This is a genomic window from Leptotrichia sp. oral taxon 847, assembly GCF_001553645.1.
Taxonomy (GTDB): Bacteria; Fusobacteriota; Fusobacteriia; order Fusobacteriales; family Leptotrichiaceae; genus Leptotrichia.
Genome location: NZ_CP014231.1, coordinates 1,578,509 through 1,604,713 on the forward strand (window position 1 = coordinate 1,578,509; position 26,205 = coordinate 1,604,713).

Genomic DNA, 26,205 nt, shown 5'->3' on the forward strand with positions numbered 1-26,205 from the left:
ATTAAAAATTAAAGGAGAATGATAGATATGAGTAAAATAATAGGAATAGATTTAGGGACAACAAACAGCTGCGTGGCAGTTATGGAAGGTGGAAACTTTTCAATTATACCAAATTCTGATGGTGGAAGAACTACTCCGTCAGTTGTAAATATTAAAGATAATGGAGAAATTATTGTAGGGGAAATTGCAAAACGTCAAGCGATTACAAATCCTGATTCAACAGTAATTTCAATTAAAACTCACATGGGTGAAAATTATAAAGTAAATATTTTTGGAAAAGATTATACACCGCAAGAAATTTCAGCGATGATTTTGAAAAAATTGAAAAAAGATGCGGAAAGTTACTTAGGAGAAACTGTAACAGAAGCAGTAATTACAGTTCCAGCTTACTTTACTGATGCTCAAAGACAAGCGACTAAAGATGCTGGAGAAATTGCAGGACTGAAAGTTCAAAGAATTATTAATGAACCAACAGCAGCGGCATTGTCTTATGGATTAGATAAGAAAAAAGAAGAAAAAGTGTTAGTATTTGACTTAGGTGGAGGTACATTTGACGTATCGGTACTAGAAATTGGAGATGGAGTAGTAGAAGTTATTTCAACTTCAGGAAACAACCACTTAGGTGGAGATAACTTTGACCAAAAAATCATTGACTGGTTGGCTGATGAGTTTAAAAAAGAAACTGGAATTGATTTGAGAAATGATAAAATGGCAGTTCAAAGATTGAAAGATGCAGCAGAAGATGCCAAGAAAAAATTATCAACTACATTAGAAACACAAATTTCATTACCATTTATCACAATGGATGCAAGTGGACCAAAACATTTGGAAAAGAAATTAACTCGTGCAGCATTTGATGAACTTACCAAAGACTTGGTTGAAGCAACTAAAGGGCCTGTTAAACAAGCATTAGAAGATGCAAACTTAGATCCAAGTGGAATTAATGAAATCTTATTAGTTGGTGGATCAACAAGAATCCCAGCGGTTCAAGAATGGGTTAAATCATTCTTTGGAAAAGAACCTAATAAATCAATTAACCCTGATGAAGTTGTAGCAGCAGGAGCAGCTATTCAAGGTGGAGTATTAATGGGAGACGTTAAAGACGTATTGTTATTAGATGTAACTCCATTGTCATTAGGAATTGAAACAATGGGTGGAGTATTTACTAAGATTATCGATAGAAATACTACTGTGCCAGTTAAAAAATCACAAGTATTCTCAACAGCAGCAGATAATCAACCAGCAGTGTCAATCGTTGTATTGCAAGGGGAAAGAGCAAAAGCTGCAGACAACCATAAATTAGGAGAATTTAACTTGAACGATATTCCACCTGCACCAAGAGGAGTACCTCAAATCGAAGTAACATTTGATATTGATGCAAATGGTATCGTGCATGTATCCGCTAAAGATTTAGGAACAGGAAAAGAAAATACAGTAACAATTTCTGGTTCATCTAATTTATCTAAAGAAGAAATCGAAAAAATGAAAAAAGACGCTGAAGCAAATGAAGCTGAAGATGCTAAATTTAAAGAATTAGTAGAAGCTAGAAACCAAGCTGATCAATTAGTAATTGCAACTGAAAAAACTATAAAAGAAAACGAAGCTAAGTTGCAAGGAACTGAAAAAGAAGACATTGAAAAAGCAATCGAAGAATTGAAAAAAGTAAAAGACGGAGATGACATCGAAGCAATTAAAAAAGGAATCGAAGAATTGTCGAAAGTATCTCAAGGATTTGCAACTAGAATGTACCAAGAAGCAGCTCAAGCACAACAAGGAGCACAAGGCGAATCAAATGGAAATGATAATTCTGAAAAAAATAATAATGATGCGGATGATGTACAAGATGCAGAAATTGTTGATTAATTGCAAAATGTAAATTGAAGTAATAAATATTATGGAGGAAGGGGAATTAGTTCTCCTTCTTTTGCAAAAAATAGTTAATTTTTTTAAAAAAGTATCTATAATTATTGAATTTGAAATTGAGGTTATATAGAAATAAATTCTTTATAGAGGATGTGTTAAAGATAGGAAGTAAAATAGAAACTTTAAAATATGGAAATGTTGAAATTGCAGTTGCAGACAGAGGAGCGGAATTACGAAGTTATAAAGTGGATGGAGAAGAGTTTATATGGGACAGAAAGCCTGAGTTTTGGGCTGCCAGTTCGCCTGTGTTGTTTCCGTTTGTTGGGACTATAAAAAATGGGGCTTATAGTTTTAATGGAAAAGAATATAAAATTTCTACACGGCATGGGTTTGTTCGGACTGAAAATTTTGAACTAGTTGAGAAGACTGAAAACTCTTTGAAGTTTAGATTTTCTTCAAATAAGGAAACTTTGGAGAAGTATCCGTTTGAGTTTGAATTGTTTATAACTTATACAATTGCTGGAAATACTCTGGAGATTGGGTATAATCTTGTGAATAAAAATGATTCTGATATGTATTTTTCGCTTGGAACACATCCTGCATTTGCACTTGATGTAAATGATGACATAAAATTGAGTGATTATTATTTGGAATTTGAGAAAAATGAAACTTCAAAGAAATATAAATTGAATGAAAAAGGGCTTGTTTTAGATGAAAAAGCTGATTGCTTGAATAATGAAAATAAATTGCAGATTACTGAAAATGTATTTGATGATGATGCGATAATATTTGATGATTTAAAATCAGAAAAAGTTACGATAAAAAATAGTAAAAATTCTAAAAAATTAATATAACGGATTTCCTTATATTGCATTTTGGAGTAAGCCAAAAGCACCGTTCGTGTGCATAGAGCCTTGGTATGGAATTTCAGATTTTGAAGATTGCACAGGAAAACTGGAAGATAAAAAAGGGATTTTAAAATTGGAAAAAGATAAGACTTTTACTGCAAAGTTAGTAATTAAAGGAATATTATAAAAATTATACAAATAAAAAAGAGATAAACTCTTTTTTGAAACATTGAAGTAAAAATAAAAATAATGCGTAAAGAAAGGAGAACATCTCTGAAAAAAAAGGAGGTGTGGAGAAAATGACAAAAAGAGATTATTATGAAGTGCTTGGGGTAAGTAAAGATGCGAGCGAATCAGATATAAAAAAGGCATATAGAAAAGCAGCAATGAAATATCACCCAGATAAATTTTCTAATTCGTCAGATGCAGAAAAAAAGAATGCTGAAGAAAAATTTAAGGAAATAAATGAGGCGTATGAAATTTTGTCAGATCCACAGAAAAAAGCAGCTTATGACCAGTATGGACATGCGGCATTTGAAAATGGTGGTGGCGGTACTGGAGCTGGAGGTTTTAGTGGAGGCTTTAGCGGATTTGGAAATGGTCAAGGATTTGATTTTGACGATTTAGGAGATATTTTTGGAAGTTTTTTTGGCGGCGGTGGAAGAAGCCGAAGTCAAGGACCAAAAGTTAATCAAGGTGATGATTTGAGATATAATCTTACCTTAACGTTGGAAGAAGTCGCAAATGGTGTAGAAAAAGAGATTAAATATAAAAGAGATGGAAAATGTAAATCTTGTCACGGCTCTGGAGCAGAAGCTGGAAGCCATATGAAAACTTGTACAAAATGTAATGGTTCTGGACATATAAGAATGCAACAAAGATCTATTTTTGGAATGCAAGTGATGACACAGGAATGTGATGTATGTCATGGAACTGGAAAAGTACCTGAAAAAGCTTGTAGTCATTGTCACGGAACTGGAATAGAGCGTGAAGTCGTCACAAGAAAAATAAAGATACCAGCTGGAGTGGAAACAGGACAAAGACTTGTCGTAAGAGATGGTGGAAGCGCTGGAAGAAACGACGGAATATACGGAGATTTATACATATTTATAACTGTGAAAAAACACGAAATTTTTGATAGACAAGGGCTTGATATTTATTGTGATGTACCAGTTGGAATTACAACGGCAATTTTAGGTGGGGAAGTAGAAGTACCTACTCTTAACGGAAAAGTGAAAATAAAAATAGCTGAAGGAACACAAAACGGAAAAGAATTTAAGTTGAGGGAAAAAGGAATAAGCTATGGAAATAGAAAAGGTTCTGAAATAGTAAGAATAAAAATAGAAACTCCAACAAATTTGTCTGAAAAACAAAAGAAAATTTTAAGAGAATTTGACGGTTCTCTGGAAACTAAAAATTATAAAGAAGGAAAATCATTTAAAGATAAAATAAAAAGATTTTTTAGTAAATTTGAAAATTAAACGATGAAATTTACTAAATAAGTTAAAGTTTAAATAATGAAAATTTCAAAAATATTTTTAATAAAAATTAAAATATAAAATTTAATAATTTTAAAAAATAAAAAAATCTGGGGGGATTTAATTATGAAAATAAAATATATTATTATTTTTGTTATGCTTTTAATTGTGGGAAATTTTTTAAGACTTTTTATCGAGGATAAGAATAAGCCAAATATTGAAATCAGTAAAGAAGTGAATTACAAAAAAGAAAAAGCTAAAGAAAATAATGACTTTACGAAAAAAAAGAAAAAATTTGATGTAAATGGTGTCGAATACGCAGATTTGTTAAAATTGGGGTTTTCAAAATCAAAGGCGGAAAATATTATAAAGTTTCGTGATGAAACTGGGATAATTTTAGATATTGAAGAGATGAAAAATATTGAAAGATTTGGAAAATCGGGATTGGAAAACGCTAAAAAGTATCTTTTTGTGGATAAGGAAAAAATAAAAAATCCAAAAGAAAATTATGGCAGGGAAATTATGAAATATAACATTAACAAGTGTAGTGAAAAAGAATTAAAGAGAATAGGATTTACAACGAAGGAAATAAAAAAAATACTTTTAGAACTTGATAGTGGAAATATTCGTTCAAATTTAGATTTGGAAAAAATTATCGGGAATAAGAGATATTTAGAAATGGAAAATAAAGTAAAATTTATTGATTAATTTATTGAATTAATAAAAAAGTTAAGAGTGTGTATAAAAAAATTACACCCGGGTGTGTAAAAATTTTTGTGTAAACCTCTAGATAATATATGGTAAAATAACTGTATAATATTTGGAGGTTTTTGTTATGACTAAAAAGAAAATTGACAACGAAATTTTTAAAACACTGATTGAGGATTACAATATTAAAGATACTAATGATATTAAGGATATGCTTAAGGATTTGCTTTCGGGTACTATCCAAACCATGCTTGAAGCTGAAATTGAGCATGAACTGGGGTATGCTAAACATTCTATGAAAGATAAGACTACTTCTAATGCTAGAAATGGACATTCCAAGAAAACTGTTAGAAGTGAGTATGGCAATCTTGATTTAGATATTCCTAGAGATAGAAATGCTGAGTTTGAGCCTCAAATCATCCCTAAATATCAAAGAGAAATTACTGGCATTGAAGGACAGATTCTTTCTCTTTATGCTAAAGGAATGAGCAATAGAGATATCGAGGACCATCTCAATAATCTTTATGGAATTGATGTTTCGCCATCTATGATCAGTAAAATTACAGATAAAATTATACCTGAAATTAGGGAATGGCAGTCTAGACAGCTTGAGGATGTATACCCAATAGTTTTTATGGATGCTATCCATTACAGCGTAAGAAAAGATGGAGTTGTTGTTAAAAAGGCGGTATATTTAGCTATAGGAATAGATAAGGAAGGGCGAAAGGAGGTCTTAGGATTTTGGATAGGAGAAAATGAATCAAGCAAGTACTGGCTAAATGTTTTAAATGAATTAAAAAACAGAGGAGTTCAGGATATACTAATTATGTCTGTTGATAATTTAAAAGGGTTCAGCGAAGCAATATCTTCGGTGTTCCCTAAGACAGAAATTCAAAAATGTGTGGTTCATCAAATTAGAAACAGCATAAGATACATATCTTACAAAGATGTAAGGGAATTTACATCAGACTTAAAAGAAATGTACAATGCACCAACACTGGAACAGGCAGAGTTTAAACTGGATGAACTAGAAGAAAAATGGGGTAAAAAGTATATGGCAGTAATTAATTCCTGGAGAAGTAACTGGAATGAGTTGACAACATACTTTAAATATGATACAAAGATAAGAAAGCTGATATATACGACAAACCCGATAGAAAGCTTAAACAGACAATTAAGAAAGTATACGAAGACAAAATCACTTTATCCGACAGATGAAGCATTGATGAAGTCAGTATATTTAAGTTTAAAGGAAGCAACAAGGAAATGGACTGGAAGAATACCGGGCTGGGGAGAAATATATTCTCAGTTAAGTATTTATTTTGAAGGAAGGATTTAAAAACAGGATGATAAAAATACCATCCTGTACCATATATTATATTTTGAGTTTACACAAAATTCTGGACACTCTCTTACACCCTCTTTTTGTTTTTTTATTTAGAATTTTTATTTACTCATCAAATTTTTAAAATATTCCACGACAAATTCTGCACATTTCACTCCGTCAACCGCAGCGGACATTATTCCACCAGCATATCCAGCACCTTCTCCACAAGGCATAATTCCTTCGATATTGGCAAAAAACTTTTCATTTCTTGGAATTTTTACAGGAGATGAACTTCTGCTTTCTACACCAGTTAAAATGGCGTCATAATTTGCAAATCCTTTTATTTTTTTATCCATAAGCGTGATTCCTTCTTTTAGAGAAGAGTTTATATATTCAGGGAAAATGTTGTTTAAGTCAGCAAATTTGTAATCTGCAAGGTAACTTGGCTTTACATTTCCCAATTTTTTTGAAACTTTGTTATTTACAAAATCTCCAAAGAGCTGGACAGGGGCTTTGTAGTCACTTCCGCCAAGAATAAAGGCTTTTTCTTCTAATTTTCGCTGAAATTCAATTCCAGCAAGAACAGAATCTCCTTCAAAATCATTTGGAAAAACATTTACTAAAATTGCCGAATTGGCATTTTCTAAATTTCTTTTTGAATAGCTCATCCCATTTACAACTAACCTATTTTCTTCACTTGCAGACGGTACTACGACTCCACCGGGACACATGCAAAAAGTGTAAACTCCTCTTCCATTAGAAGTTTTGACATTTAATTTGTACTCGGCAGATGGTAACTTATTAGCAAATTTTCCATATTGAGCTCTATTTATCATGCTTTGTTTGTGTTCGATTCTAACTCCCACAGAAAAAATTTTCCGCTCCATTTGGACTTTTTGTTCATTTAACATATAAAATGTTTCTCTTGCACTATGTCCAATCGCTAAAACTGCGATGTTTGTTGAAATAGTGTATTTTTTTTCATTTTCTAAATCTTCAACTTTGATTTCTTTTAATTTATTGTTTTCGTAATTAATTTTTGTAAGTTTTGTGCAAAATCTGTATTCTCCGCCGAGGCTTTCAATTTTTTTTCTTATGTTTTTCATAATTCCAATAAGTTTGTCCGTTCCAATGTGCGGTTTTGACATGTAACTTATTTTTTTCTCGGCTCCTGCTAAAATCAGCTCATCATAAATTTTTTGCATTCTAAAATTATTTGTGTTAGTGTTTAATTTCCCATCGGAAAAAGTGCCAGCTCCACCTTCACCAAATTGAACATTTGAATATTTGTTCAATTTTCTTGTCTTAAAAAAATTGTAGACATCTTTTTTTCTCTCGTCGACGTTTTTTCCCTGCTCAATAATAATCGGTTTAAGCCCAGCTTCAGCCATCACAAGTCCAGCAAAAATGCCAGCAGGTCCGCTTCCAACTACGACAGGTCTTTTTATTTTCTCGTTTTCAAAAAAATTTTCTATTTTTGAAATAGAATAAATTTGTTTTTCAAATTTTTTTATATTTTTAACATTTTCAAATTTTTTTTCGTTTTCAAGCTCGATATTTACAGCATAGACAAAGACAACATTATTTTTTTTTCTGGCGTCAATCGCCTGTCCTGCAATTTCAAAACTTTTTATTTCGTTTTTATTAATTTTATAAAGTTTGCAGACAACATTTTTTAAGTCGTTCACGTTATGTTTTACAGGCATTTTTATATTATTAATTTTAAGCATTTATTTTCCTTTCACATTTTTTTTATTAAACATTTTCTCCAGCAAATTTTCCACTCGCCCACGCCCAATGTAAGTTAAATCCACCACATTCACCATAGACATCCATAACTTCTCCAGCAAAATAAAGCCCTTTTGTTTTTTTTGATTCCAAATTTTCTAGATTTATTTCGTTCAAAGGAATTCCGCCGGCAGTAACTTGCGCATTTTTAAAGCCATTTGTATCTAATATTTTTATTTTATATTTTTTTAAAATTGTACATATTTTTTTTATTTCATTGTCAGTGAGTTCTGAAATATTTTTTGACAATTTTGGAATTCCCGACATTTTAGTCAAAAATTGACCTAATTTTTTGTTAATCATTCCATTAAAATATTGCTCCATTGTCATATTTTTTAGTATTTCCCGTCTCTTTTTCAAAATTTTAAAAAGCTCATCATATTCAAATTTTGTCATAAAATCAACTTCAAATTCGACTTCTTTATAAAGTGGAAATACAAAAGAAATATTAAAGACGACATTTCCCGAAATTCCGTAATCGGTAAACAGCAGTTCTCCTTCATAAGTACAGATTTTTTCAAATTTATCTTCGTTTTTTCCAAAAGCAGTAACTTTGGTATCTAATTTTATTCCACGTAATCCCTTTATTTTATGTTTTTCAGTTTTTAGCTGAACAATTGCTGGCACAAGTTTTGTTAGACTGTGTCCAAAATTTTTTGCAATTTGGTAGCCGCTTCCATTTGAGCCAAGTTCAGGGTAAGAAATTCCACCTGTTGCAAGAATGATTTTTTTTGAGTTAATTTGTCTCTTATCTTCGGAAAGAATTTTAAATTCAAACATTTCTTTTGTAACTTTCGTGACGTAAAAATCCGTATAAATAGGAATTCCAAGTTTTTGTGCATAAAATCTGAGTCCATCTACAATTGATGCCGCTTGTCCACTAAGTGGATAAAGTTTTCCACGACTTTCTTCGTTGCAAATAATTCCAATTTCATTTTCAAAAAAGTCGATCACATCATTTGGCAAAAAATTATTTAGAATATGGTTTATATCCTGTTTTCGATTTTCAATCCCAAAATAGTTTTCATTTGTGGCATTGATATTACTCAAATTACATCGTCCGTTTCCTGTAACCAGAACTTTTTTTAAAATTCTGTCTTTTCGCTCTAAAATGACGACATCTCTTCCATTTTTCTTAGCGGTAATTGCCGCCATAAGTCCAGCCGCTCCACCGCCTATAACAGTTACTTCTGTTTTCAATTTTATGCTCCTTTTAAATTTTTTATCAAATAAATTATATCATTTTAATTATTTTTTTCATTAAATTTTTAAAAGTTTTATAAAAAAGGTTTTTATTTTTAAAGTTAAATAAAAATTAAAAATATATTGACAAAAAGTAAAAAATATTGTATAAATAATTAATAAAAAATTAAAGGAGGATAGAAAATGAATAAAAAATTTGAAATTTTAAAAAATGAAAAAGTTACTGGGAAAAAACTGGAAAAAGGCTTTACGCTTATAGAAGTGATACTAGTAGTTGCAATTATCACAATAATTTCTGCGATAGCGATACCTCAAGTTGGAAAGTATCTGAATAAAGCTAATAGAAGTAAAGTAATTGGGGCAATTTCTGAATTAAATAACACGACGACATCTTGGAGTATTGATCACAGTGGAGATGCACCAAAAAATTTACAAGACATTTTAACAGAACAAGGAAATTTAAACAAGCTTGGAATTGGGCTTGACAGTAGCGGAAAATTTAAAATTGGAAATATTCATGGTCAAATAATCTATCAGAATGGAGAAATTTTCGCTAAAATTGATGCAAATAGCAAGGCTTTTCCTGGAGAAGAGATAAGGAGATGACATCAATTTTTTTGTTGATTTTAAAATATTTTGTTTTTTTAGTATTTTTGTAAACGATGTGAAAAAAAAAGTGATATATGACAGGGATATTTTTTTCTTGATTTTGATAGGATTATTTTTTTCTATCAAATTTAATGATTTGGAAAATTACTATCTGGGAGTAAGCGGTTATTTAATGCCGTTATTAGTGCTTTATATTTTGGAAGATTATTTTAAAAAAAGTTTAATTGGTTTTGGTGATATAAAACTTATGATGGGGATAGGTGGGTTATTTCGGTACAATGGAGTTGAGAATATTTTTAAATTTTATATGATTTTATATATTCTTTCAGGGATTATTTCTTTATTTTTATTGTTTTCAAAAAAATTTAAAAAATATGATTATATTCCATTTGCACCATTTATTATTGTAACTTATTTATTTTTTGATTATTTAAAAGTATTTTTTTTATGAAGGAGAAAAAATGAAAAAAAATAAAGGGGAAACTTTAGTGGAAAGTTTGATTTCAATGTTTTTTGTAACACTTGCAATTGTTCCGCTTTCAAATTTATTTTTAAAAACTCTAAAAACAAATACAAAAGTGGATGATGTAAATATTCACAATATAGAAATTTCAAATATGATAGAGTTAATAAAAGCCAAAAAATATGAAGAAATAAATAAATTTTCTGGAAAATATGAAATCGCAAGTACAGATGATTTTTATAATAAGTTTTCGATTGAAAAAAAGTATCAGATTTTAAAAAATATTGATTTTTCAAAAAATAAAATTCAAATGAAAATTGAAAAAACAGACGGATTTTATTTGAATGAAAAAGGTGAAAAAGAATATATTTTTAAGATAGTTGCAAATAAAATAAATGATTATTATTTTCCAAATTTTTTGTAAAATAATTTGAAAAGAGGGAAAATTGTGAAAAATAAAAAAAAGGGTTATTTGCTTTTGGAAATCATGATAAGTATGTTTTTATTTTCAGTTATAGTTTTTGTTGTGTCAATTTTTTTGAAAAGAGTCGTCATAATTGAAAAGATGAAAAAAAATAATCAGAAAAGTTATGAAAACTTATATTTTTCGTTTGATAAAATTGTAGAAAACTTGAAAAATAGAGATAAAGAAGAGTTTTTTTATGAAAACGAAAGTAAAAATATTCATATTTTTAAAAATAAAATTATTTATAAAATAGATGGAATTTTATATAAAATTGAATTTGAAAATCAGAAAATGTATATTTCAGATACTGAAAATAATAAAAATTTTGGGAGTAGAAATACCATTTCAAATTTAGAAAATTTAGAATTTGAAAAAAATGGAAATATTCTTGTCATAAAAATAAAAAATTTAGGAAAAAATGAAATTAGAGTTGTAAAAATATGATTGAAGGGAAATTTAAAAATGAAAAAAAAAATTTAGGTGCAAGTCTTATTTATGTGCTGATTGCACTATCAATGATAACTGTATTTTCAACAAATTTTATATTTTTTGTAAAACAGAAATCAGATATAGTTTTTTTAAAAAATACTGAAAAAAAATTAGATAAAAAAAATTTTGTTGAAAAAGAATTGGAAAATGCAAAAAGATTTGTAAGAAATGGTGTGAATTTTGAAAATAATCAAATTGAAATAGAAAAAGAAGAATTTTATTTTGATACAAATTTACAAAAAGTAGGAAATGATTTAAAATCAGAAAAATTAATCTTTTTGCAGAAAGATATTCAGAGTATTGGAGGATTTGTGGTTAAAAGTATAAGAGATGGGAGCGGAAATGAATATTTTTTACCACTTGATAAAAATACGGTTTACAACGACTTGGAAATTATTTTTGGAAGAAAAATTTTAGATATGGAAATTTTTTATAGAGAAAAAATTTCTTTTAAAAGAAAAAATGCAACACTTGTGGAAATGAATGTTTTAAGTGGTGAAATTTTGTAGAGGAGGGATTTTTTGGAAAATTTAAAAATATACTTAAGAAGTGAAAATAAAATTTATCTTTTTTACGAAAATGAAATATATTTTTATGAAAATCAGGATTTATCGACTGTTTTGGAAAATTTTCTGGAAGAAAATAATTTTGATAAAATGGAATTTAAAAAAAATGTGGAAGTTAGTTTTATTTTACATTTTTCATATTTTAAATTTGAAAATTTTGGGATTGAAAGAAATGAAAATAAAAATGATGAAATTAAAATAATTTCTAAAAAAAATAATTTTGTGTGTAAAAAATTGGTTTTGGATTATGTAGCTGATAAATATTTAGATATTTATTTGGAAAAAAGTAAAATTTCAAGTTTAAAAAAAATAGTGAAAAAAATTTTTTGTAAAATTTCAGAAATAAAAATTGATTTTCAGGCAATTTATAATTTTTATAAAAATAAAAATACAGAATTAGAAAACGAAGAAAAAGAAAAATTATTTCCTGAAAATGAAATTGGAAATAAAAAACAAAAAGAAGTTCAAGTTGTGAAAATAGAAGACATCGGGGTCGAAGAAACAATAAATGAAAAAGATTTGGAAAATGAAAATTTGAAAAATGAAAAAATGGAACTTTTTCAAATTGGGGAAGAAAATAGTTTGCGAATGGTAATTTATAACGAAAAAATAGTGGAATTGGAAAAAGTTGAGTTAAAACTTTCTGATATAGAGGAAATTAATGAATTTGACTTTGGGAATATAATAGTTGTAGCAGATGCAGAAAACGAAATTAAAATAATCTTTTCTGCAAGTGAACTTTATGAAAATCCAAATTTTGTAGAAAATGAAAATTTTTTTGATATAAAAAGTTTAAAAGAAATAAAAATTTCTGATGTAGCGATAGCTTTGTTTTTGTTTCTTGGGTATTTTCTTTTGAGTAATTTTATGAACAATGAAAAGTTGAAAAAAGAAAATGAAGATATAAAACTTCAGACAAAAATTTTGGAAAAAAATTATTTGAAAAAGAAAGATGAGGAAATTCCAAATTATGTGAAAGAATTAAAGATGTTAAAGGAAATTGATAGTTCAATTGAACGAGATGAGTTTTATTCATATATAAAGTTTTTAGTTGAAAATAGTAAAAAAGGGGTAGATTATACAAAAATTAATTATGAAAATTCAAAGTGGACGGTCTCTGGTGAGTTAAAAAATTTTGAGAATTTTGAAAAATTTGAAAACAGTATTTTGAGAAAATATCCTAATTCCGAATTAGGATACTTGAAAGATAACGATGAAGCGACTATGTTTGAGTATGTCATTAAATAATTTTAGGAAAAGTGGGAAAAGTATAAAATGAAAAAGATAAATTTAAAAATAATGATAATAACTGCAATTACAATTTTTTTGTTAATAAATTTGAATTTAAAATATAGTGAGCATAAAGAACTTTTGGAAAATAAAGAATTACTTTTGGAAAACAAAAAGAAATTTGAGAAAAAAATTGTTGAAATAGAAACTCAAAAATCAAAAGAAAAAGAAAAAAACGTGGCTGATTACAACGAAATTATGGCAATTACAAAAAAACTTTCTTTTTTATCAATAAAAAATGAATCGGATTTTAAGAAGATGATTTATATTTTTGCTCACGAAAGTGATTTAAAAGTAAAAGAAATTTCAAAATCTGAAAATGTTTGGGAAAGAAATGGATATAAACTGAAATATATTCATTTTACAACTTTTGGAAGTCTTAATGACTTTGGGAAATTTTTGTATCTCATAAACAAGAGTAAAAAATATATTGACACTTCCAGAATGTTTATCGAGCTTACAAGTGATGAATTTAAAATTTCAATAGGGTTTATAGAGAAAAAATTGTAAAAATAAAAGGGGGGTAAAATGAGGAAATCAAGTTTAATTCTATATGCTATTATTTTTTTTAGTAATACTTTTTCAGCAAAAGTTACGGATTATGTAAATAAAAATGATGCGCAAAATCTGAAAAAAATATTTATTTACAAAGTTCCGAAGGAAAATAAAAAGATTGAAAATAATAATGTAAATAATAAAAACAATAATGCACAGCAAAAGCAAGTGAAAACTTCTGAAAGTAAAACACTTAAAGATACAAAACAAGTACCAAAAGTAGAGAATCAAAACAAAGAAGTTCCCAAAATTGAAAGTCCTAAAAAAGAGGAAATAAAAAATAAAACTGGAGAAATTGAGTTTGAATATAGAGATGTAAAAGAAATTTCAGAGGCATTAAACGGATTTGAAAAATTTGAAGTTATTGGCGTAGGGAATAAAATTATTTTTAGTGGAGATGAAAAAAAATTTGAAGAAATAAAAAAAATAATAAAATCTTTTGACAGTCCGAAAGAGCAGGTTATAATAAAGGGAACGATAATTGATACAAGTTCGAATTTGTTTGAAAGACTTGGAATTGACTGGTCAATAAATTCAAATTCTGGCAATACTGGAAAAAATAATTTGGTTGCAAAATTTTTAAATGGAGAAATTTCGATTAGCTCAATATTTTCTGCGGGAGGAAAATTTTTGGGAGTAGACTTTAATATGTTAAAAGAAAATGGAGATATAAAAATAGAAGCTATGCCAACACTTATGATTATGGAAAAGGAAGAAGGGGAATTAAAAGTTACGGAAGAAGTGATTGTAGGTGAAAAGAAAATAACTAAAAATAATGAAGACTATATTGAGCCAATATTCTCAGAAGCAGGAATTGTCTTTAAAATAACTCCAGAAATAAAAAAAATAAATGGAGTAAAAAAAATATTGTTAAAACTTGATACGGAAATAAGTAATTTTAAATTGACTTCTAGTTATAGTGCGTCTTCGGGTGCAAAACAAAAAAATCAGACAAGGACTACAATAACATTAAATGATGGAGGTTCGACGTTTATAGGTGGATTAAAGCAAAATGTGAGTAAAGAGACTCAAAGAAGAATTCCGATACTTTCAAAAATTCCAATAATTGGTCCACTTTTCAAATATAGGAGAACAAATAAAGAAGTAAGAGATATCTACATCGAAATTGAAGCTGTTATACAAAATGACAAATCGCTTTTGATAAATTAAAATAAAAAATTTTTTCTAAATTTTTAATGAAAAATATTAAAATATGTTGTATAATAAAAGCAAAAGAAATAAATTAAAAAGGAAGGAAAAATGATTTCAATTCAAAAGCTTAAAGAAATATTAGAAAGATTTAAACACGTGAAAATAGCTGTTATTGGGGATATGATGTTAGATGAATATCTCATTGGAAAAGTTAATAGAATTTCTCCTGAAGCACCAGTTCCTGTAGTAAATATCGAAAAAGAACGATTTGTATTAGGTGGGGCATCAAATGTTGCAAATAATTTAATTTCATTATCAGCAAGTGTGTCAGTATACGGAGTTGTAGGGGCTGATACAAATGGTGAAAAGTTTATAAAGGAGTTGGAAGCTAAAAAAATCGACTCAATTGGAATCGTAAAAGATAATTCTCGTCCGACGATAATTAAAAGTAGAGTTTTGGCACAAGGACAACAATTACTTCGATTAGATTGGGAAAAAGATATTGATATTTCACTTGAAAATCAAGATAAAATTCTGGAACTTCTAAAAAAAGATTTAAAGAGTATAGACGCAATTTTGTTATCCGATTACAACAAAGGGCTTTTAACAGAAAGACTTTCCAAAAAAATTATAAAACTTGCAAAAGAAAATGAAAAAGTGGTTGTAGTGGATCCAAAACCTCAAAATTTTAAAAATTATATTGGGGCTACTTCGGTAACACCAAATAAAAAAGAGATTTTGGACTATTTTGGAATGAAAAAATTTTCTAGTGAAGAAGAAATTGTGAAAAAATTAGCGCAACTAAAAAAAGAATTAGAGCTTGAGAATGTTGTGCTTACAAGAAGTGAAGAAGGGGTTTCGCTATTTGAGACAAAACATAAGAGGATACCGACAGTGGCAAGGGAAGTTTACGATGTGACGGGGGCAGGAGATACATTTATTTCAACTTTTCTTCTGGCAAGATGTGCTGGAGCTGATTTATATGAAGCTGGGGAAATTGCAAATATGGCTTCAGGAATAGTGGTAGCTAAAGTTGGAACAGCAACTGCGACAAAAGAAGAAATTTTGGAGTTTTATGAAACCGTACAAGAACATTTGTAATATGAAAAAGGAGGAGTTAATGTGGAAAATTTGGATAAAATTAAAAATTTAATTTAGAAAAAGGAAGTGAAAATTATGGCAATTATTGCGGCAATAGAAGCTGGCGGAACAAAGTTTATTTGTGGACTTGGGACAGAAGACGGGAAAGTTATCGAAAGAGTTAGTATTCCAACAACAACTCCTGAAGAAACAATGGGAAAAGTTATTGAATTTTTTTCAGATAAAGAGTTTGATGTGATGGGAGTTGGGAGTTTTGGACCAATTGATCCTGTAAAAAGTTCCAAAACTTATGGATATATAACAAAAACTCCAAAACCATATTGGAGCGATTTTAATATGATTGGACAATTAAAAAAACATTTTGATGTACCAATGGAATTTGATACAGATGTAAATGGAGCAGCGCTTGCTGAATCTTGGTGGGGAGCAGGAGAAGGACTAAAAAATGTCATGTATATAACAGTTGGAACAGGAATTGGAGCAGGAGCTGTAGTTGATGGTAAAATGGTTCAAGGACTAACTCATCCTGAAATGGGACATATTTTGTTAAGAAGACATGAAAATGATAAATTTGAAGGAAGATGTCCGTTTCATAAAGATTGTTTAGAAGGAATGGCGGCTGGTCCCGCAATTGAAGCTAGATGGGGGAAAAAAGGATTTGAATTAGCTGAAGTTGACGAAGTTTGGGAAATGGAAGCGTATTATTTGGCACAAGCTTTAGTGAATTATATTTTAATTTTATCGCCTCAGAAAATTATTATGGGCGGTGGAGTGATGAAACAAAAACAATTATTCCCAAAAATTAGAAAATATGTTCAAGAATTCTTAAATGGATATGTGCAAAAAAAAGAAATTTTGGAAGATATCGATAATTATATTGTGTATCCTGGATTAGGTGATGAAGCTGGATTTGTTGGATCAATTGCATTAGGGAAAGTAGCTTTGGAGCAAAAGTAAAAAATATAAATAGAAAATAAGAAAAAAGATTTTTAAAAAGGGGGAAGGTTATTATGGGGAAAATAACCGAAAAGGAACTTTTAACATTTACAAAAAGTGTTTATTATTTGTTAAATGGAAAAATTAGTTTAGTTGACACACTTACGATTGTTTCTCAAAATTATAAAAATGAAATGAAACAAAAGATTTTAAAAACTAAAGTGCAAATAGAGCAAGGAGTACCTTTAAATAAAGCATTTTATAAAATTACACAAGAAAAAGAATTCTTGGAAATGATAAAAATTGGAGAGCAAACAGGAAATTTGGAATTAGTTTTTAAAAATTTGTATCAGAAATATGAGTTTAATCAAAAAATAAAAAAGGATATAGTAGGACTTAGTATTTATCCAGTTACAGTGATTATTACAGCACTTGTAATAGTCGCAGTTCTATTAAAATTTGTCGTTCCAAAATTTGTTTCAATTTATTCGGACATTGGACAGGATTTGCCAAAGATTACAAAAACTGTCATAAATGTGAGCAAAATTTTTGACAAATATTGGATTTTTATTTTTATTGGGATGATTTTTATATATTTTTTATTTGTTTATTTTAAAAATAAAAATGAAGAAGATTTTGAAAAGTTTTTTTTGAAGTTAAAAATTGTTGGAAAGATGTATAAAGATATATGTGTATTAAATTTTACAAGAAATATGTATTCTTTGACTAATACGAATATATCGTTTTTGAAGTCTTTAAAAATGTGTTCAAATTCTAAAAGTAATGTTTTAAATAAAGAATTGAAAAAAATTATTTCAAAAATTGAAAAGGGGGAAAGTATACAAAAATCATTTAGTAACACAACTTTTTTTGATGCGGAATACAGAAGTTTTTTAACAATAGGAGAAAAGACAGGAAAAATGGAAGTTTCATTTTTCAATTTGAACGAGATATATTATGAAAAAGTAAACGAGAAAATTAAATGGTTTTTAAAGATGTTTGAGCCATTTTCAATAATTTTTATTGGAATACTGATCGGTGGAATAATATTTTCGGTTATGTTACCTATTTTTAAAATGGGAGAAATGTTATAAAAAATAAAAAAGGAAAAATATGATAGAAAATTTTAATGAAATATCAAAATATACACAGGATTTATTTGAAGAAAAAAATAAAAAATCAAAAAAATACGGGATTATAGAAGAGATAAAGAAAGAGAGCTTAGCTCAAAAAGTTCCAATAATAACAGATGATGTACTTAATTTTATGATATTTATTGCAAAAAATAAAAAGTCTAAAAAAATTTTGGAAGTTGGGACAGCAACTGGTTATTCAGGGATTTTCTTAGCGCAAATTGCAAATGAAAATGATGGTTTTTTGACTACGATAGAAATTGATGAAAATCGTTATAAAAAAGCGGTTGAAAATTTTGAAAAAATGAAGTTACTCACAAAAAATAATCTGATATTAGGAGATGCGCTGGAAGAAATTCCCAAATTAGATAAAAATATAAAATATGATTTTATATTTATAGATGCGGCAAAAGGTCAGTATTTGAAATTTTTTGAAATGTGTTATGAGCTGCTTTGTGAAAATGGAATAATTTTTATTGACAACATTGTGTTTCGCGGACTTGTGGCAAAATCTAAAGAAGAAGTTCCAAAAAGATATAAAACGATTGTAAAAAGATTGAATGAATTTATTAAAAAATTAAATGACGAGTATAATTTTGTTTTGCTGCCGTTCGGTGATGGAGTGGGAATAGTCAAAAAATAAAGGTTAGTGGAAAGAAGTGATAAAAATGAAATTTCTCTTGTACAATATACGCTATGGGACAGGAAAATATCTAAATCAGCCATTTAAGCATATCAGAGGATACTTAGGCCGTTCAAACTGGCATATTCACAAAATTGGAAGTCTCATAAATAAATATAAACCTGATATAGTGGGACTTGTAGAAGTTGATTTAGGTTCCTTTAGAATGAAAAGCAAAAATCAGGCTGCCGTCCTTGCGAGAATTACGAGAAATAACAATGTTTTTCAGTATAAATATGAAGAAAATTCGAAATATATGAAATTTCCGATGGTTCGTAAACAAGGAAATGCACTGCTTTCAAAAGATGAAATAATAGAGAAAAAATTTCATTATTTAGACAGTGGGATGAAAAAATTGATAATCGAGGTGGAAACTGAAAAAGTGGATGTGTTTTTAGTGCATTTGGCGTTAGGCGGAAAAACTCGGCAAAAACAAATAGTACAACTTTACGATTTAGTGAGAAGTACGAAAAAGCCTGTAATTGTGGCGGGAGATTTTAACGCTTTTTGGGGAAATGAAGAACTTGCGATGTTTTTAAAAGCGTCTGGATTAAAAAATTCAAATGTTAATTCTCAGCCAACTTTTCCGAGCTGGAAACCTAAAAAAGAACTCGATTTTATACTTTGTTCGCAAGAAATAAAAATAAACGACTTTAAAGTCATTCAAACAAAACTTTCTGACCATTTACCAATATTGCTTGATTTTAGTATAGTATAATTTTACAAAAAAAACCAAAAAAAAGTTGCAAAAATTCAGTAAATGTATTAAAATTATATTGAAGAATATATTCAGAAAGGAGTTTTTTAGTGAAATCAATAGTAAAAAAAGTGTCATTATTAGCAATTTCAATTTTGACAGTAACATCGTTAAATGCTGCCAATTTAATAGTTGGTGGAAATAAAAATGCAACAAAAATAAATAATACAAAAATATCAAAAAATAAAGAGTTAAGGGGTGTATGGGTTGCAAGTGTAAGTAACATAGACTGGCCATCAAAACCAGGACTTAGTATAGAAAGACAAAAATCGGAGTTTATATCAATTCTTGACAATGTAAAAAATTGGAATATGAATGCCGTATTTGTTCAAATTAAACCTGAGTCTGATGCTTTTTATCCATCAAAATATGCACCTTGGTCTCGTTATTTGACTGGAACTCAAGGGGTGAATCCTGGATATGACCCACTAAAATTTATGGTGGAAGAAGCTCATAAGAGAGGAATAGAGTTTCACGCCTGGTTTAATCCTTATAGACTTACTGCAGGTGGAAGAGAAAAATTGTCAAGCGACAGTATCGGTATGAAGAAACCTGAATGGACTGTAACATACGGAGGGAAACTTTACTTAAACCCTGGTATTCCGGAAGTTAATGATTACGTTGTAAAAAGTATTGTCGAAGTTGTAAAAAATTATGATGTTGATGGAGTTCATATGGACGATTATTTTTATCCATATAAAGTAAAAAATCAGGAATATCCAGATTCGGCACAGTATCAAAAATATGGTAAAAAATTCTCAAATATCGGTGATTGGAGAAGAAATAACATAAATACATTAGTTGAAAAATTACATAAAGAAATAAAAAAGGAAAATCCTAATGTAGAGTTTGGTATAAGTCCTTTTGGTGTCTGGAGAAATGATTCGACAGATCCTGCAAGAGGTTCTGCAACAAAAGCTGGAGTTCAGAATTATGATGACTTGTATGCGGATATTTTACTTTGGATGAATAATAACTGGATTGATTATGTTGCACCTCAAATTTACTGGAATCAGGGATTTAAAGCTGCTGAATACAACACTTTGGTGAAATGGTGGAGTAAGTATGCCGCTCAAACAAATACTGATTTATACATAGGACAAGCTGCTTATAAAGTAAATGAATGGAAAAATGCAAGAGAGTTAGTAAATCAGATTAATTTTAACAGAAATTATCCAGAAGTTAAAGGAAGTATCTTTTTTAGCTATAAATCTTTACTAACAAATCCAAAAAATGCGACAAATAGTTTAAAACAAGGACCATATAGCTTGAATAATTAATAAATTGAGACTTAGTTCTAAAAATTAGATTTTTGGAACAGTCTCTTTTTTTTAAATTTTAGAAAAATTTTTTTAAATATGTTATAATGTAAAAAAATTATGAAAAAGGAAAAAAGATGGGAAAATTAATAATTATTGAAGGAATCGATGGAAGTGGAAAACAGACACAGACGGAATTACTATACCAAAAGTTGTGTAAGTTAAAAGGGAAAGAAAAAATAAAAAAAATCTCTTTTCCAAATTATGAGAGCAGAGCCTCAGAACCTGTAAAAATGTATCTTGCAGGAGAATTTGGGGAAAAAGCTCAAAGCGTGAATGCTTATGCAGCATCAGTTCTTTATTCTGTCGATAGATTTGCTTCATACAAAATGGAATGGGAAAAGTTTTACAACGATGGAGGAATAGTTATAAGTGATAGATATACAATTTCAAATATGATTCATCAAGTTCCAAAAATTAGTGATGAAACTGAAAAAGAAAAATATTTGGAATGGCTAATTGATTTGGAATGGAATAAAATTGGTTTGCCTAAGCCTGACATTGTGTTTTTTTTGGATATCCCTTTTGAGATTAGCGAAAAGCTCATGGAAAATCGTGAAAATAAGATAACTGGAGAAATTAAAAAAGATATTCATGAAAAGGATAAAGAATATTTGAAAAAATCATATAAAACGGCAAAAAGTCTTGCGCTAAAATATAACTGGAAAATAATTTCTTGTGTAAATAACGGTAAATTAAAGTCAATTGACGAAATTAATGATGAAATAATGAAATTATTATTTATTTAAAAAAGTCAGAAGTACTTTTTTGTGCTTTCTGACTTTTTTATTTTACCATGCAGAGTTTATTAAAACTTCTTCACCATATCCGCCATTCATTTTTTGTGGGTTTGTGGAATTGTAAGGTCTTTGGACTCTTATTCCTCGGATTCCTAATTCTCTTGCAGCTAAGATATCATCATCGCTATCACCATAGTGGATTGAAACGTTGTGTTTTTTCATATAGAATGATTTATCATATTTGTAGCCACCTTTTGGAGTATCGGCTGTATATTCAACATAAACTTCTTTTGGCAATTCAAAATATCTTTGCAATGTTTTAGAAAGTTTTGTCGAAGTATAGTTTTTATCTTTGGAATGTTTTGTTCTTCCTGTGATGAAAAATATGTTATCCCCTCTTTCCAAGTGCATTTTAATTAAATCTTTTGCAGATTGTTTTGGAATTGAGTGTTCATCTCCGTTTTCAGCTACATAATCCCAGAATTTCTGGTTATGAAGATAACTTGCGGCACCACTCTTATCTCCTGGAATTTGAAAATAATGCTGTCCGTAGATAAAATATCCGCTTGAATGAAGCAATGTGTCATCAATGTCAAAACTTACATTAATTGGACCTTTTCCCTCCAAACTTTTTTTAATATCGTCAACAGATACAAAATGAACGGCTTTTTGAACTTTGTCTGTTGAATAAAATCCTTCGTGTGTATAAGGGACTTTCGGTCCAGATGCAAATATTACAGATGCAGTAAATAAAAATAATAATGTTTTTTTCATTTTCATAACATTTCCTCCTATATATTTTTTATTTTTATAAATTTTTTTAATCAAAAAATTATTTAATGAATTTATGAATGTTGCATTGAATTTGAACACTTTTTTTTACTAAATTTTTCCAAAATATACAAAGTTATGGAATTTACTATAAATCCAGGAACGATTTCGTAGATTGTTTTTCCAAGTCCACACTGATTCCAAAAAATAACTGTGACAGTTGCGATAAGCATTGAAATTAATATATTTTGCCAGTGTAAATTTTTCTTGTATAAAATAAATAAAATTACTGGAGAAAATACAGCACCAAAACCTGCCCAAGCGTAAGAAACTAGTGATAAAACTTGTGAGTTTGGATTCATTGCCAAAACTGTTGCAATAATAAAAATTAAAATTATAAATGTTCTCCCAACCCATATAAGTTCTTTGTGGCTTTTTTTTCTTTTGACAATGTATTTGTAAAAATCTTCTGTCAAAGTATTTGAAGCAACCAATAATTGTGCAGAAATTGTTGACATTATAGCTGATAAAATCGCAGCATACAAAATTCCTGCAACCCAAGGATTGAAAAGTCCACCAATCATGTAAATAAAGATTTTTTCAGCATCACCTGAAATTGTTTTTATATCAGGATAAAGTGCCATTCCTGTAAGTCCAACAGCAATTGACCCAACAAGAGAAATAATAACCCAGACCATCGCAATAAGCCGTGCTTTCCAAAGTTCATTTACATCTTTTATACTCATAAATTTTACAATTATGTGCGGTTGTCCAAAATATCCGAGTCCCCATCCAAGTCCTGAAATAATGACAGGTAAACTAAGCGCTTCAGGATATTTTAAAAGATTTAAAGAAATATGTTTTTGCATCATAGCGGTTTCAATTCCTTTATTTCCGCCAACTATAAAATATGCAACGACAGGAACGACAATTATTGCAAAAAACATAAGTATTCCCTGAAAAAAATCAGTCCAAACTCCAGCTAAGTAGCCACCTAAAAAAGTATAAATAATAATAGTTCCACCACCTAGTAAAACTCCTAATTTATAGTCAATTCCAAGAAGTGACTGAAATAATTTTCCGTTTGAGACCAAACCCGAAGCAGAATAAATTGTAAAGAAAAATAATATTACAATTGCAGAAAAAGTTTTTACATATCCTTTTTTATCGCCTGATTTTCTCGATAAAAATGTAGGAATTGTCAGTGCATCGTGTTCTTCCGTTTGAGTTCTAAGTTTTGGTGCAACGAATTTCCAGTTTAAATATGTTCCGATGGTAAGACCTACAATGACCCATATTTGCTTTAATCCAGATAAATAAACAGCTCCAGGTAGTCCTAAAAGTAGCCATCCACTCATATCACTGGCTTGAGCTGACATCGCTGTAACCCAGTATCCAACACCTCTTCCGCCTAGAACATAATCTTCGTGTGTGTCTGTTTTTATGTAAAAATACACTCCTATTCCTATTAAAAATAATAAATATATTCCAAATGTTATAAATGTTTCAATTCCAACTGACATTTTTTCTCCTTCTTTTTCTCTATATATAATTTTTTATTTAGACATTTCAGCAAGTAAAATTCCACCTGCGACAGATACATTCAAAGAATTGATTTTTCCATTTAAGTGAATTTTTACGATTTTATCACAATGCTCTCTAACTTTTTTTCTCATTCCATTTCCCTCGCTTCCAAGTACAAGGCAAACTTTATTTGGATATTTTTCTTCGTAGTAGTAGCATTCCCCATTCGCCTCAGCGCCATAAACCATATATCCATATTTTTTTAATTTGTCGATTGTATCTGAGATATTTGTAACTTTTACAATATCCACATGTTCTATCGCTCCTGTCGATGATTTTACAACTGTTTCTGTCACTTTTACACTATTTCTGTCTTGAATGATTATTCCATCAACTCCAAAACATTCAGCACTTCTGATTATTGCACCAAAATTTCTTGGGTCTTGAACTTGATCTAAAATTATTATTTTTGAATTTTCTTTTCTCAAAACTTTTTCCAAAAATGCGTTTAGGTCAACATAGTAGTCAAAATCTGAGATTATTGCGACGACACCTTGTGAATTTTCAATTCTTTTGTCGTGATAAAAAACTTTTATATTTTTTTTACTTGCTAAATTTAAAATATTTTTTATAGTTTCTTTCTTGACTTTTTTATAAATTTCAAGTTTTTCAATATTTTTATCGGATTTTAAAACTTCCGTTACAGGATTAATTCCTATGATTTTTTCCATATTTTTCTCGTTCTCGCTTTCTTTTTGTGATTTATATTAATTATAACAAAAAAATCAGCTTTTGTCTTGTTTAAATTTCATCTATTTTAAAGAAAAAAAATAAAAATTTTAGTTTTACTGTTCTTTTATTATAAATTTTAAAAATATTCTATCCAACTTATTAAAAAAATATCATATAAAAAGTTCATATAACATCTATACAGCTCAAAAAATTCATTTTTAGTATAAAACCCTATGTTTTGAATGAAAATTTTGACTTACAGGGGTTATATGGGTGAATTTGATGTAATTAAAATATTTTGTTAATTTGTAATGTCTAAAAATGAGAAAAAAAATAACCGCTGTCTTTTACAACAACGGTTATTTAAAAATTTTATAAATTTAAATTCCAGCTGTTTTTCCATTCTTTCCATTCTTTCGGTGTTACTGTTGCCAAATCAAAATCTTTCATAAAATCATACGGATCTTCATATTTTTCAAGCGGAGTTATGTCTATTAATTCTTTTGGTGCTACTTCATTGTCAATTTCCAAGTCTATTCCATGATATAATGCTATTTTTGCATAAATAATTACATACACATGTAAATAAAACTCGTAATCTGGATTACAGTCATTAGAAAATTTTCTTGCCACCTTCTGTTCCATCATCCCGTCTATAGCTTTTTTCATTCCATCAATATCTTTATCTGCCAAAGCACTTAAAAATTCATAGTGCAGTTCTCCGTATTTATAATAACTATCTTTCAGTGGCTTTTCCAAATATGCACTACATCTTTTTTTGACTTCTTCAAAATCTCCTCTTATTGCATGAAGAATTACACGAATTAAGAAAAATGATCCATAATCATTTTTTAAATATCCATATTTATTTTTTTCACTGTTATAATCATCTGGCATTATCATATCCATATTATTTTTAAAAAATGTTATAAAATCAGGATTGTTTGACATAAACATTTCAAACATTCGAGAAACTTGAGAAAAAAGTCTACTTTTTATATCATTACCAAGAATTTTTAATTTCCCGCCGATAAAACAATTTTTTCTATGTTCTACTATATTTTTTTCTATCAATAAATTTTTTGAAGATAACATAAAATAATCCATTGCAAAAAATCTTATTCCTGCTAAAATATTTCCTTTTTTATTTTCAATAAACTCTAAGTTTTCTTCTATTTCTTTTTTGTCATTTCGACAATCTTTACTCTCTCAATCCCTTTTTTATATTTATTTTCACTTGCTACAATACTCATTTTTCACTCCTGTTTTATTTATTTTCAATATTTACTGGTACAAAAATTAATTTTTCGTTTGTTTTATCGACACCAACTAATCCTGTTTTTAATTTACCATTTTTTTGTGCTGCTTTTATTTCTTTTGCTACCGAACTATTTTGTCCTAATTTTTGTACCAGAGTATCAATCCAATCAGATGACATTTGTCTTGTATCCCCTGCTCCTTTATTTGATACACTCATATTTCCTGATTTTGCAATCTGTTTACTATCAAGTATCCAAACTTCTCCAGTTTTTTTAAATATTTTGACAAAGGTGTATACATCTAAAAAGGAATAAATTTAACAACTCGTATTTTCCTGTGAATGATTTTTTTAATAAAATCTTATTTATTCCATTGATTCCTTATGTCTTGTTTAAAACATATTTTTTTTATTTTATCTTCTTCTACTATAGCTGCTTCTCTAGTT

28 protein-coding genes are annotated in these 26,205 nt (G+C 28.7%); 21 read left to right on the forward strand and 7 right to left on the reverse strand.

Annotated elements, in window-relative coordinates; translation table 11 throughout:
• The first annotated feature begins 27 nt into the window (after positions 1-27).
• From dnaK to AXF11_RS07355, 6 genes are all read left to right on the forward strand, one after another.
• Positions 28-1,863 carry a molecular chaperone DnaK gene (gene dnaK, locus AXF11_RS07335; RefSeq protein ID WP_068156513.1) on the forward strand — a complete coding sequence of 612 codons (1,836 nt, stop codon included), beginning with the start codon at positions 28-30 and terminating at the stop codon, positions 1,861-1,863.
• Between the two features lie 152 nt (positions 1,864-2,015).
• Positions 2,016-2,717, forward strand: a complete 702-nt coding sequence (locus AXF11_RS07340; RefSeq protein ID WP_231724672.1) for an aldose epimerase family protein — start codon at positions 2,016-2,018, stop codon at positions 2,715-2,717.
• A 46-nt stretch (positions 2,718-2,763) separates the two neighbouring features.
• Entirely contained in the window at positions 2,764-2,898 is a 135-nt protein-coding gene (locus tag AXF11_RS11020) for a hypothetical protein (protein ID WP_257720970.1), read from the forward strand.
• A gap of 112 nt (positions 2,899-3,010) precedes the next feature.
• On the forward strand, positions 3,011-4,192 hold the full coding sequence (gene dnaJ / locus AXF11_RS07345) for a molecular chaperone DnaJ (protein WP_068156516.1): 1,182 nt from the start codon (positions 3,011-3,013) through the stop codon (positions 4,190-4,192).
• A 123-nt stretch (positions 4,193-4,315) separates the two neighbouring features.
• The gene (locus AXF11_RS07350; RefSeq protein WP_068156519.1) at positions 4,316-4,897 is read left to right on the forward strand and encodes a helix-hairpin-helix domain-containing protein; all 582 of its coding nucleotides are present in this window, start codon (positions 4,316-4,318) and stop codon (positions 4,895-4,897) included.
• 127 nt (positions 4,898-5,024) lie between these two features.
• Entirely contained in the window at positions 5,025-6,236 is a 1,212-nt protein-coding gene (locus tag AXF11_RS07355) for an IS256 family transposase (protein WP_068153993.1), read from the forward strand.
• Positions 6,237-6,343: 107 nt separating this feature from the next.
• Here AXF11_RS07355 and AXF11_RS07360 read toward each other — a convergent pair whose 3' ends face one another.
• Together AXF11_RS07360 and AXF11_RS07365 are read right to left on the reverse strand one after the other, a co-directional pair.
• Complete coding sequence (locus AXF11_RS07360; RefSeq protein WP_068156522.1) at positions 6,344-7,954, reverse strand: NAD(P)/FAD-dependent oxidoreductase; 1,611 nt, start codon at positions 7,952-7,954, stop codon at positions 6,344-6,346.
• Between the two features lie 25 nt (positions 7,955-7,979).
• Positions 7,980-9,212, reverse strand: coding sequence for an aminoacetone oxidase family FAD-binding enzyme (locus AXF11_RS07365; protein ID WP_068156525.1), 1,233 nt, complete (start codon positions 9,210-9,212; stop codon positions 7,980-7,982).
• Between the two features lie 186 nt (positions 9,213-9,398).
• Between AXF11_RS07365 and AXF11_RS07370 the strand changes: the two genes are divergently transcribed.
• From AXF11_RS07370 to AXF11_RS07440, 15 genes are all read left to right on the forward strand, one after another.
• The gene (locus AXF11_RS07370; RefSeq protein WP_068156528.1) at positions 9,399-9,821 is read left to right on the forward strand and encodes a prepilin-type N-terminal cleavage/methylation domain-containing protein; all 423 of its coding nucleotides are present in this window, start codon (positions 9,399-9,401) and stop codon (positions 9,819-9,821) included.
• Between the two features lie 25 nt (positions 9,822-9,846).
• Positions 9,847-10,275: a prepilin peptidase gene (locus tag AXF11_RS07375; RefSeq protein WP_257720985.1), complete on the forward strand. Its 429-nt coding sequence runs from the start codon at positions 9,847-9,849 to the stop codon at positions 10,273-10,275.
• 10 nt (positions 10,276-10,285) lie between these two features.
• On the forward strand, positions 10,286-10,711 hold the full coding sequence (locus AXF11_RS07380) for a type IV pilus modification PilV family protein (protein WP_068156533.1): 426 nt from the start codon (positions 10,286-10,288) through the stop codon (positions 10,709-10,711).
• Between the two features lie 24 nt (positions 10,712-10,735).
• Positions 10,736-11,197, forward strand: coding sequence for a prepilin-type N-terminal cleavage/methylation domain-containing protein (locus AXF11_RS07385; RefSeq protein ID WP_156440396.1), 462 nt, complete (start codon positions 10,736-10,738; stop codon positions 11,195-11,197).
• Entirely contained in the window at positions 11,194-11,751 is a 558-nt protein-coding gene (locus tag AXF11_RS07390; protein WP_068156536.1) for a hypothetical protein, read from the forward strand. The genes AXF11_RS07385 and AXF11_RS07390 overlap by 4 nt, the downstream gene beginning before the upstream one ends.
• Before the next feature lie 12 nt (positions 11,752-11,763).
• Positions 11,764-13,056, forward strand: coding sequence for a hypothetical protein (locus tag AXF11_RS07395; protein ID WP_068156540.1), 1,293 nt, complete (start codon positions 11,764-11,766; stop codon positions 13,054-13,056).
• A 27-nt stretch (positions 13,057-13,083) separates the two neighbouring features.
• Positions 13,084-13,608 carry a hypothetical protein gene (locus AXF11_RS07400; protein WP_068156542.1) on the forward strand — a complete coding sequence of 175 codons (525 nt, stop codon included), beginning with the start codon at positions 13,084-13,086 and terminating at the stop codon, positions 13,606-13,608.
• Between the two features lie 18 nt (positions 13,609-13,626).
• On the forward strand, positions 13,627-14,823 hold the full coding sequence (locus AXF11_RS07405; protein ID WP_068156545.1) for a type II secretion system protein GspD: 1,197 nt from the start codon (positions 13,627-13,629) through the stop codon (positions 14,821-14,823).
• A 90-nt stretch (positions 14,824-14,913) separates the two neighbouring features.
• The gene (gene rfaE1, locus AXF11_RS07410) at positions 14,914-15,906 is read left to right on the forward strand and encodes a D-glycero-beta-D-manno-heptose-7-phosphate kinase (RefSeq protein ID WP_068156548.1); all 993 of its coding nucleotides are present in this window, start codon (positions 14,914-14,916) and stop codon (positions 15,904-15,906) included.
• Positions 15,907-15,981: 75 nt separating this feature from the next.
• Positions 15,982-16,863 (forward strand): ROK family protein, encoded by an 882-nt coding sequence (locus AXF11_RS07415; protein WP_068156550.1) that lies wholly within the window; start codon positions 15,982-15,984, stop codon positions 16,861-16,863.
• Between the two features lie 53 nt (positions 16,864-16,916).
• The gene (locus tag AXF11_RS07420; RefSeq protein WP_068156552.1) at positions 16,917-17,936 is read left to right on the forward strand and encodes a type II secretion system F family protein; all 1,020 of its coding nucleotides are present in this window, start codon (positions 16,917-16,919) and stop codon (positions 17,934-17,936) included.
• 19 nt (positions 17,937-17,955) lie between these two features.
• Positions 17,956-18,618, forward strand: coding sequence for an O-methyltransferase (locus AXF11_RS07425; protein WP_068156553.1), 663 nt, complete (start codon positions 17,956-17,958; stop codon positions 18,616-18,618).
• Positions 18,619-18,643: 25 nt separating this feature from the next.
• Positions 18,644-19,375, forward strand: coding sequence for an endonuclease/exonuclease/phosphatase family protein (locus AXF11_RS07430; protein WP_068156556.1), 732 nt, complete (start codon positions 18,644-18,646; stop codon positions 19,373-19,375).
• Positions 19,376-19,464: 89 nt separating this feature from the next.
• Complete coding sequence (locus AXF11_RS07435) at positions 19,465-20,694, forward strand: glycoside hydrolase family 10 protein (protein WP_068156559.1); 1,230 nt, start codon at positions 19,465-19,467, stop codon at positions 20,692-20,694.
• A gap of 116 nt (positions 20,695-20,810) precedes the next feature.
• Positions 20,811-21,482: a dTMP kinase gene (locus tag AXF11_RS07440; RefSeq protein ID WP_068156561.1), complete on the forward strand. Its 672-nt coding sequence runs from the start codon at positions 20,811-20,813 to the stop codon at positions 21,480-21,482.
• Positions 21,483-21,524: 42 nt separating this feature from the next.
• Here AXF11_RS07440 and aphA read toward each other — a convergent pair whose 3' ends face one another.
• The 5 genes from aphA to AXF11_RS07465 all read right to left on the reverse strand — a co-directional run bounded on the left by aphA (position 21,525) and on the right by AXF11_RS07465 (position 25,977).
• Positions 21,525-22,253, reverse strand: coding sequence for an acid phosphatase AphA (gene aphA / locus AXF11_RS07445; RefSeq protein WP_231724674.1), 729 nt, complete (start codon positions 22,251-22,253; stop codon positions 21,525-21,527).
• 65 nt (positions 22,254-22,318) lie between these two features.
• The gene (gene putP / locus AXF11_RS07450; RefSeq protein WP_068156564.1) at positions 22,319-23,767 is read right to left on the reverse strand and encodes a sodium/proline symporter PutP; all 1,449 of its coding nucleotides are present in this window, start codon (positions 23,765-23,767) and stop codon (positions 22,319-22,321) included.
• Between the two features lie 33 nt (positions 23,768-23,800).
• On the reverse strand, positions 23,801-24,499 hold the full coding sequence (gene rlmB, locus AXF11_RS07455; protein WP_068156567.1) for a 23S rRNA (guanosine(2251)-2'-O)-methyltransferase RlmB: 699 nt from the start codon (positions 24,497-24,499) through the stop codon (positions 23,801-23,803).
• Positions 24,500-24,872: 373 nt separating this feature from the next.
• Positions 24,873-25,607, reverse strand: coding sequence for an Imm49 family immunity protein (locus AXF11_RS07460; protein WP_068156570.1), 735 nt, complete (start codon positions 25,605-25,607; stop codon positions 24,873-24,875).
• 160 nt (positions 25,608-25,767) lie between these two features.
• The gene (locus AXF11_RS07465) at positions 25,768-25,977 is read right to left on the reverse strand and encodes a hypothetical protein (RefSeq protein ID WP_068156571.1); all 210 of its coding nucleotides are present in this window, start codon (positions 25,975-25,977) and stop codon (positions 25,768-25,770) included.
• Between the last annotated feature and the right edge of the window lie 228 nt (positions 25,978-26,205).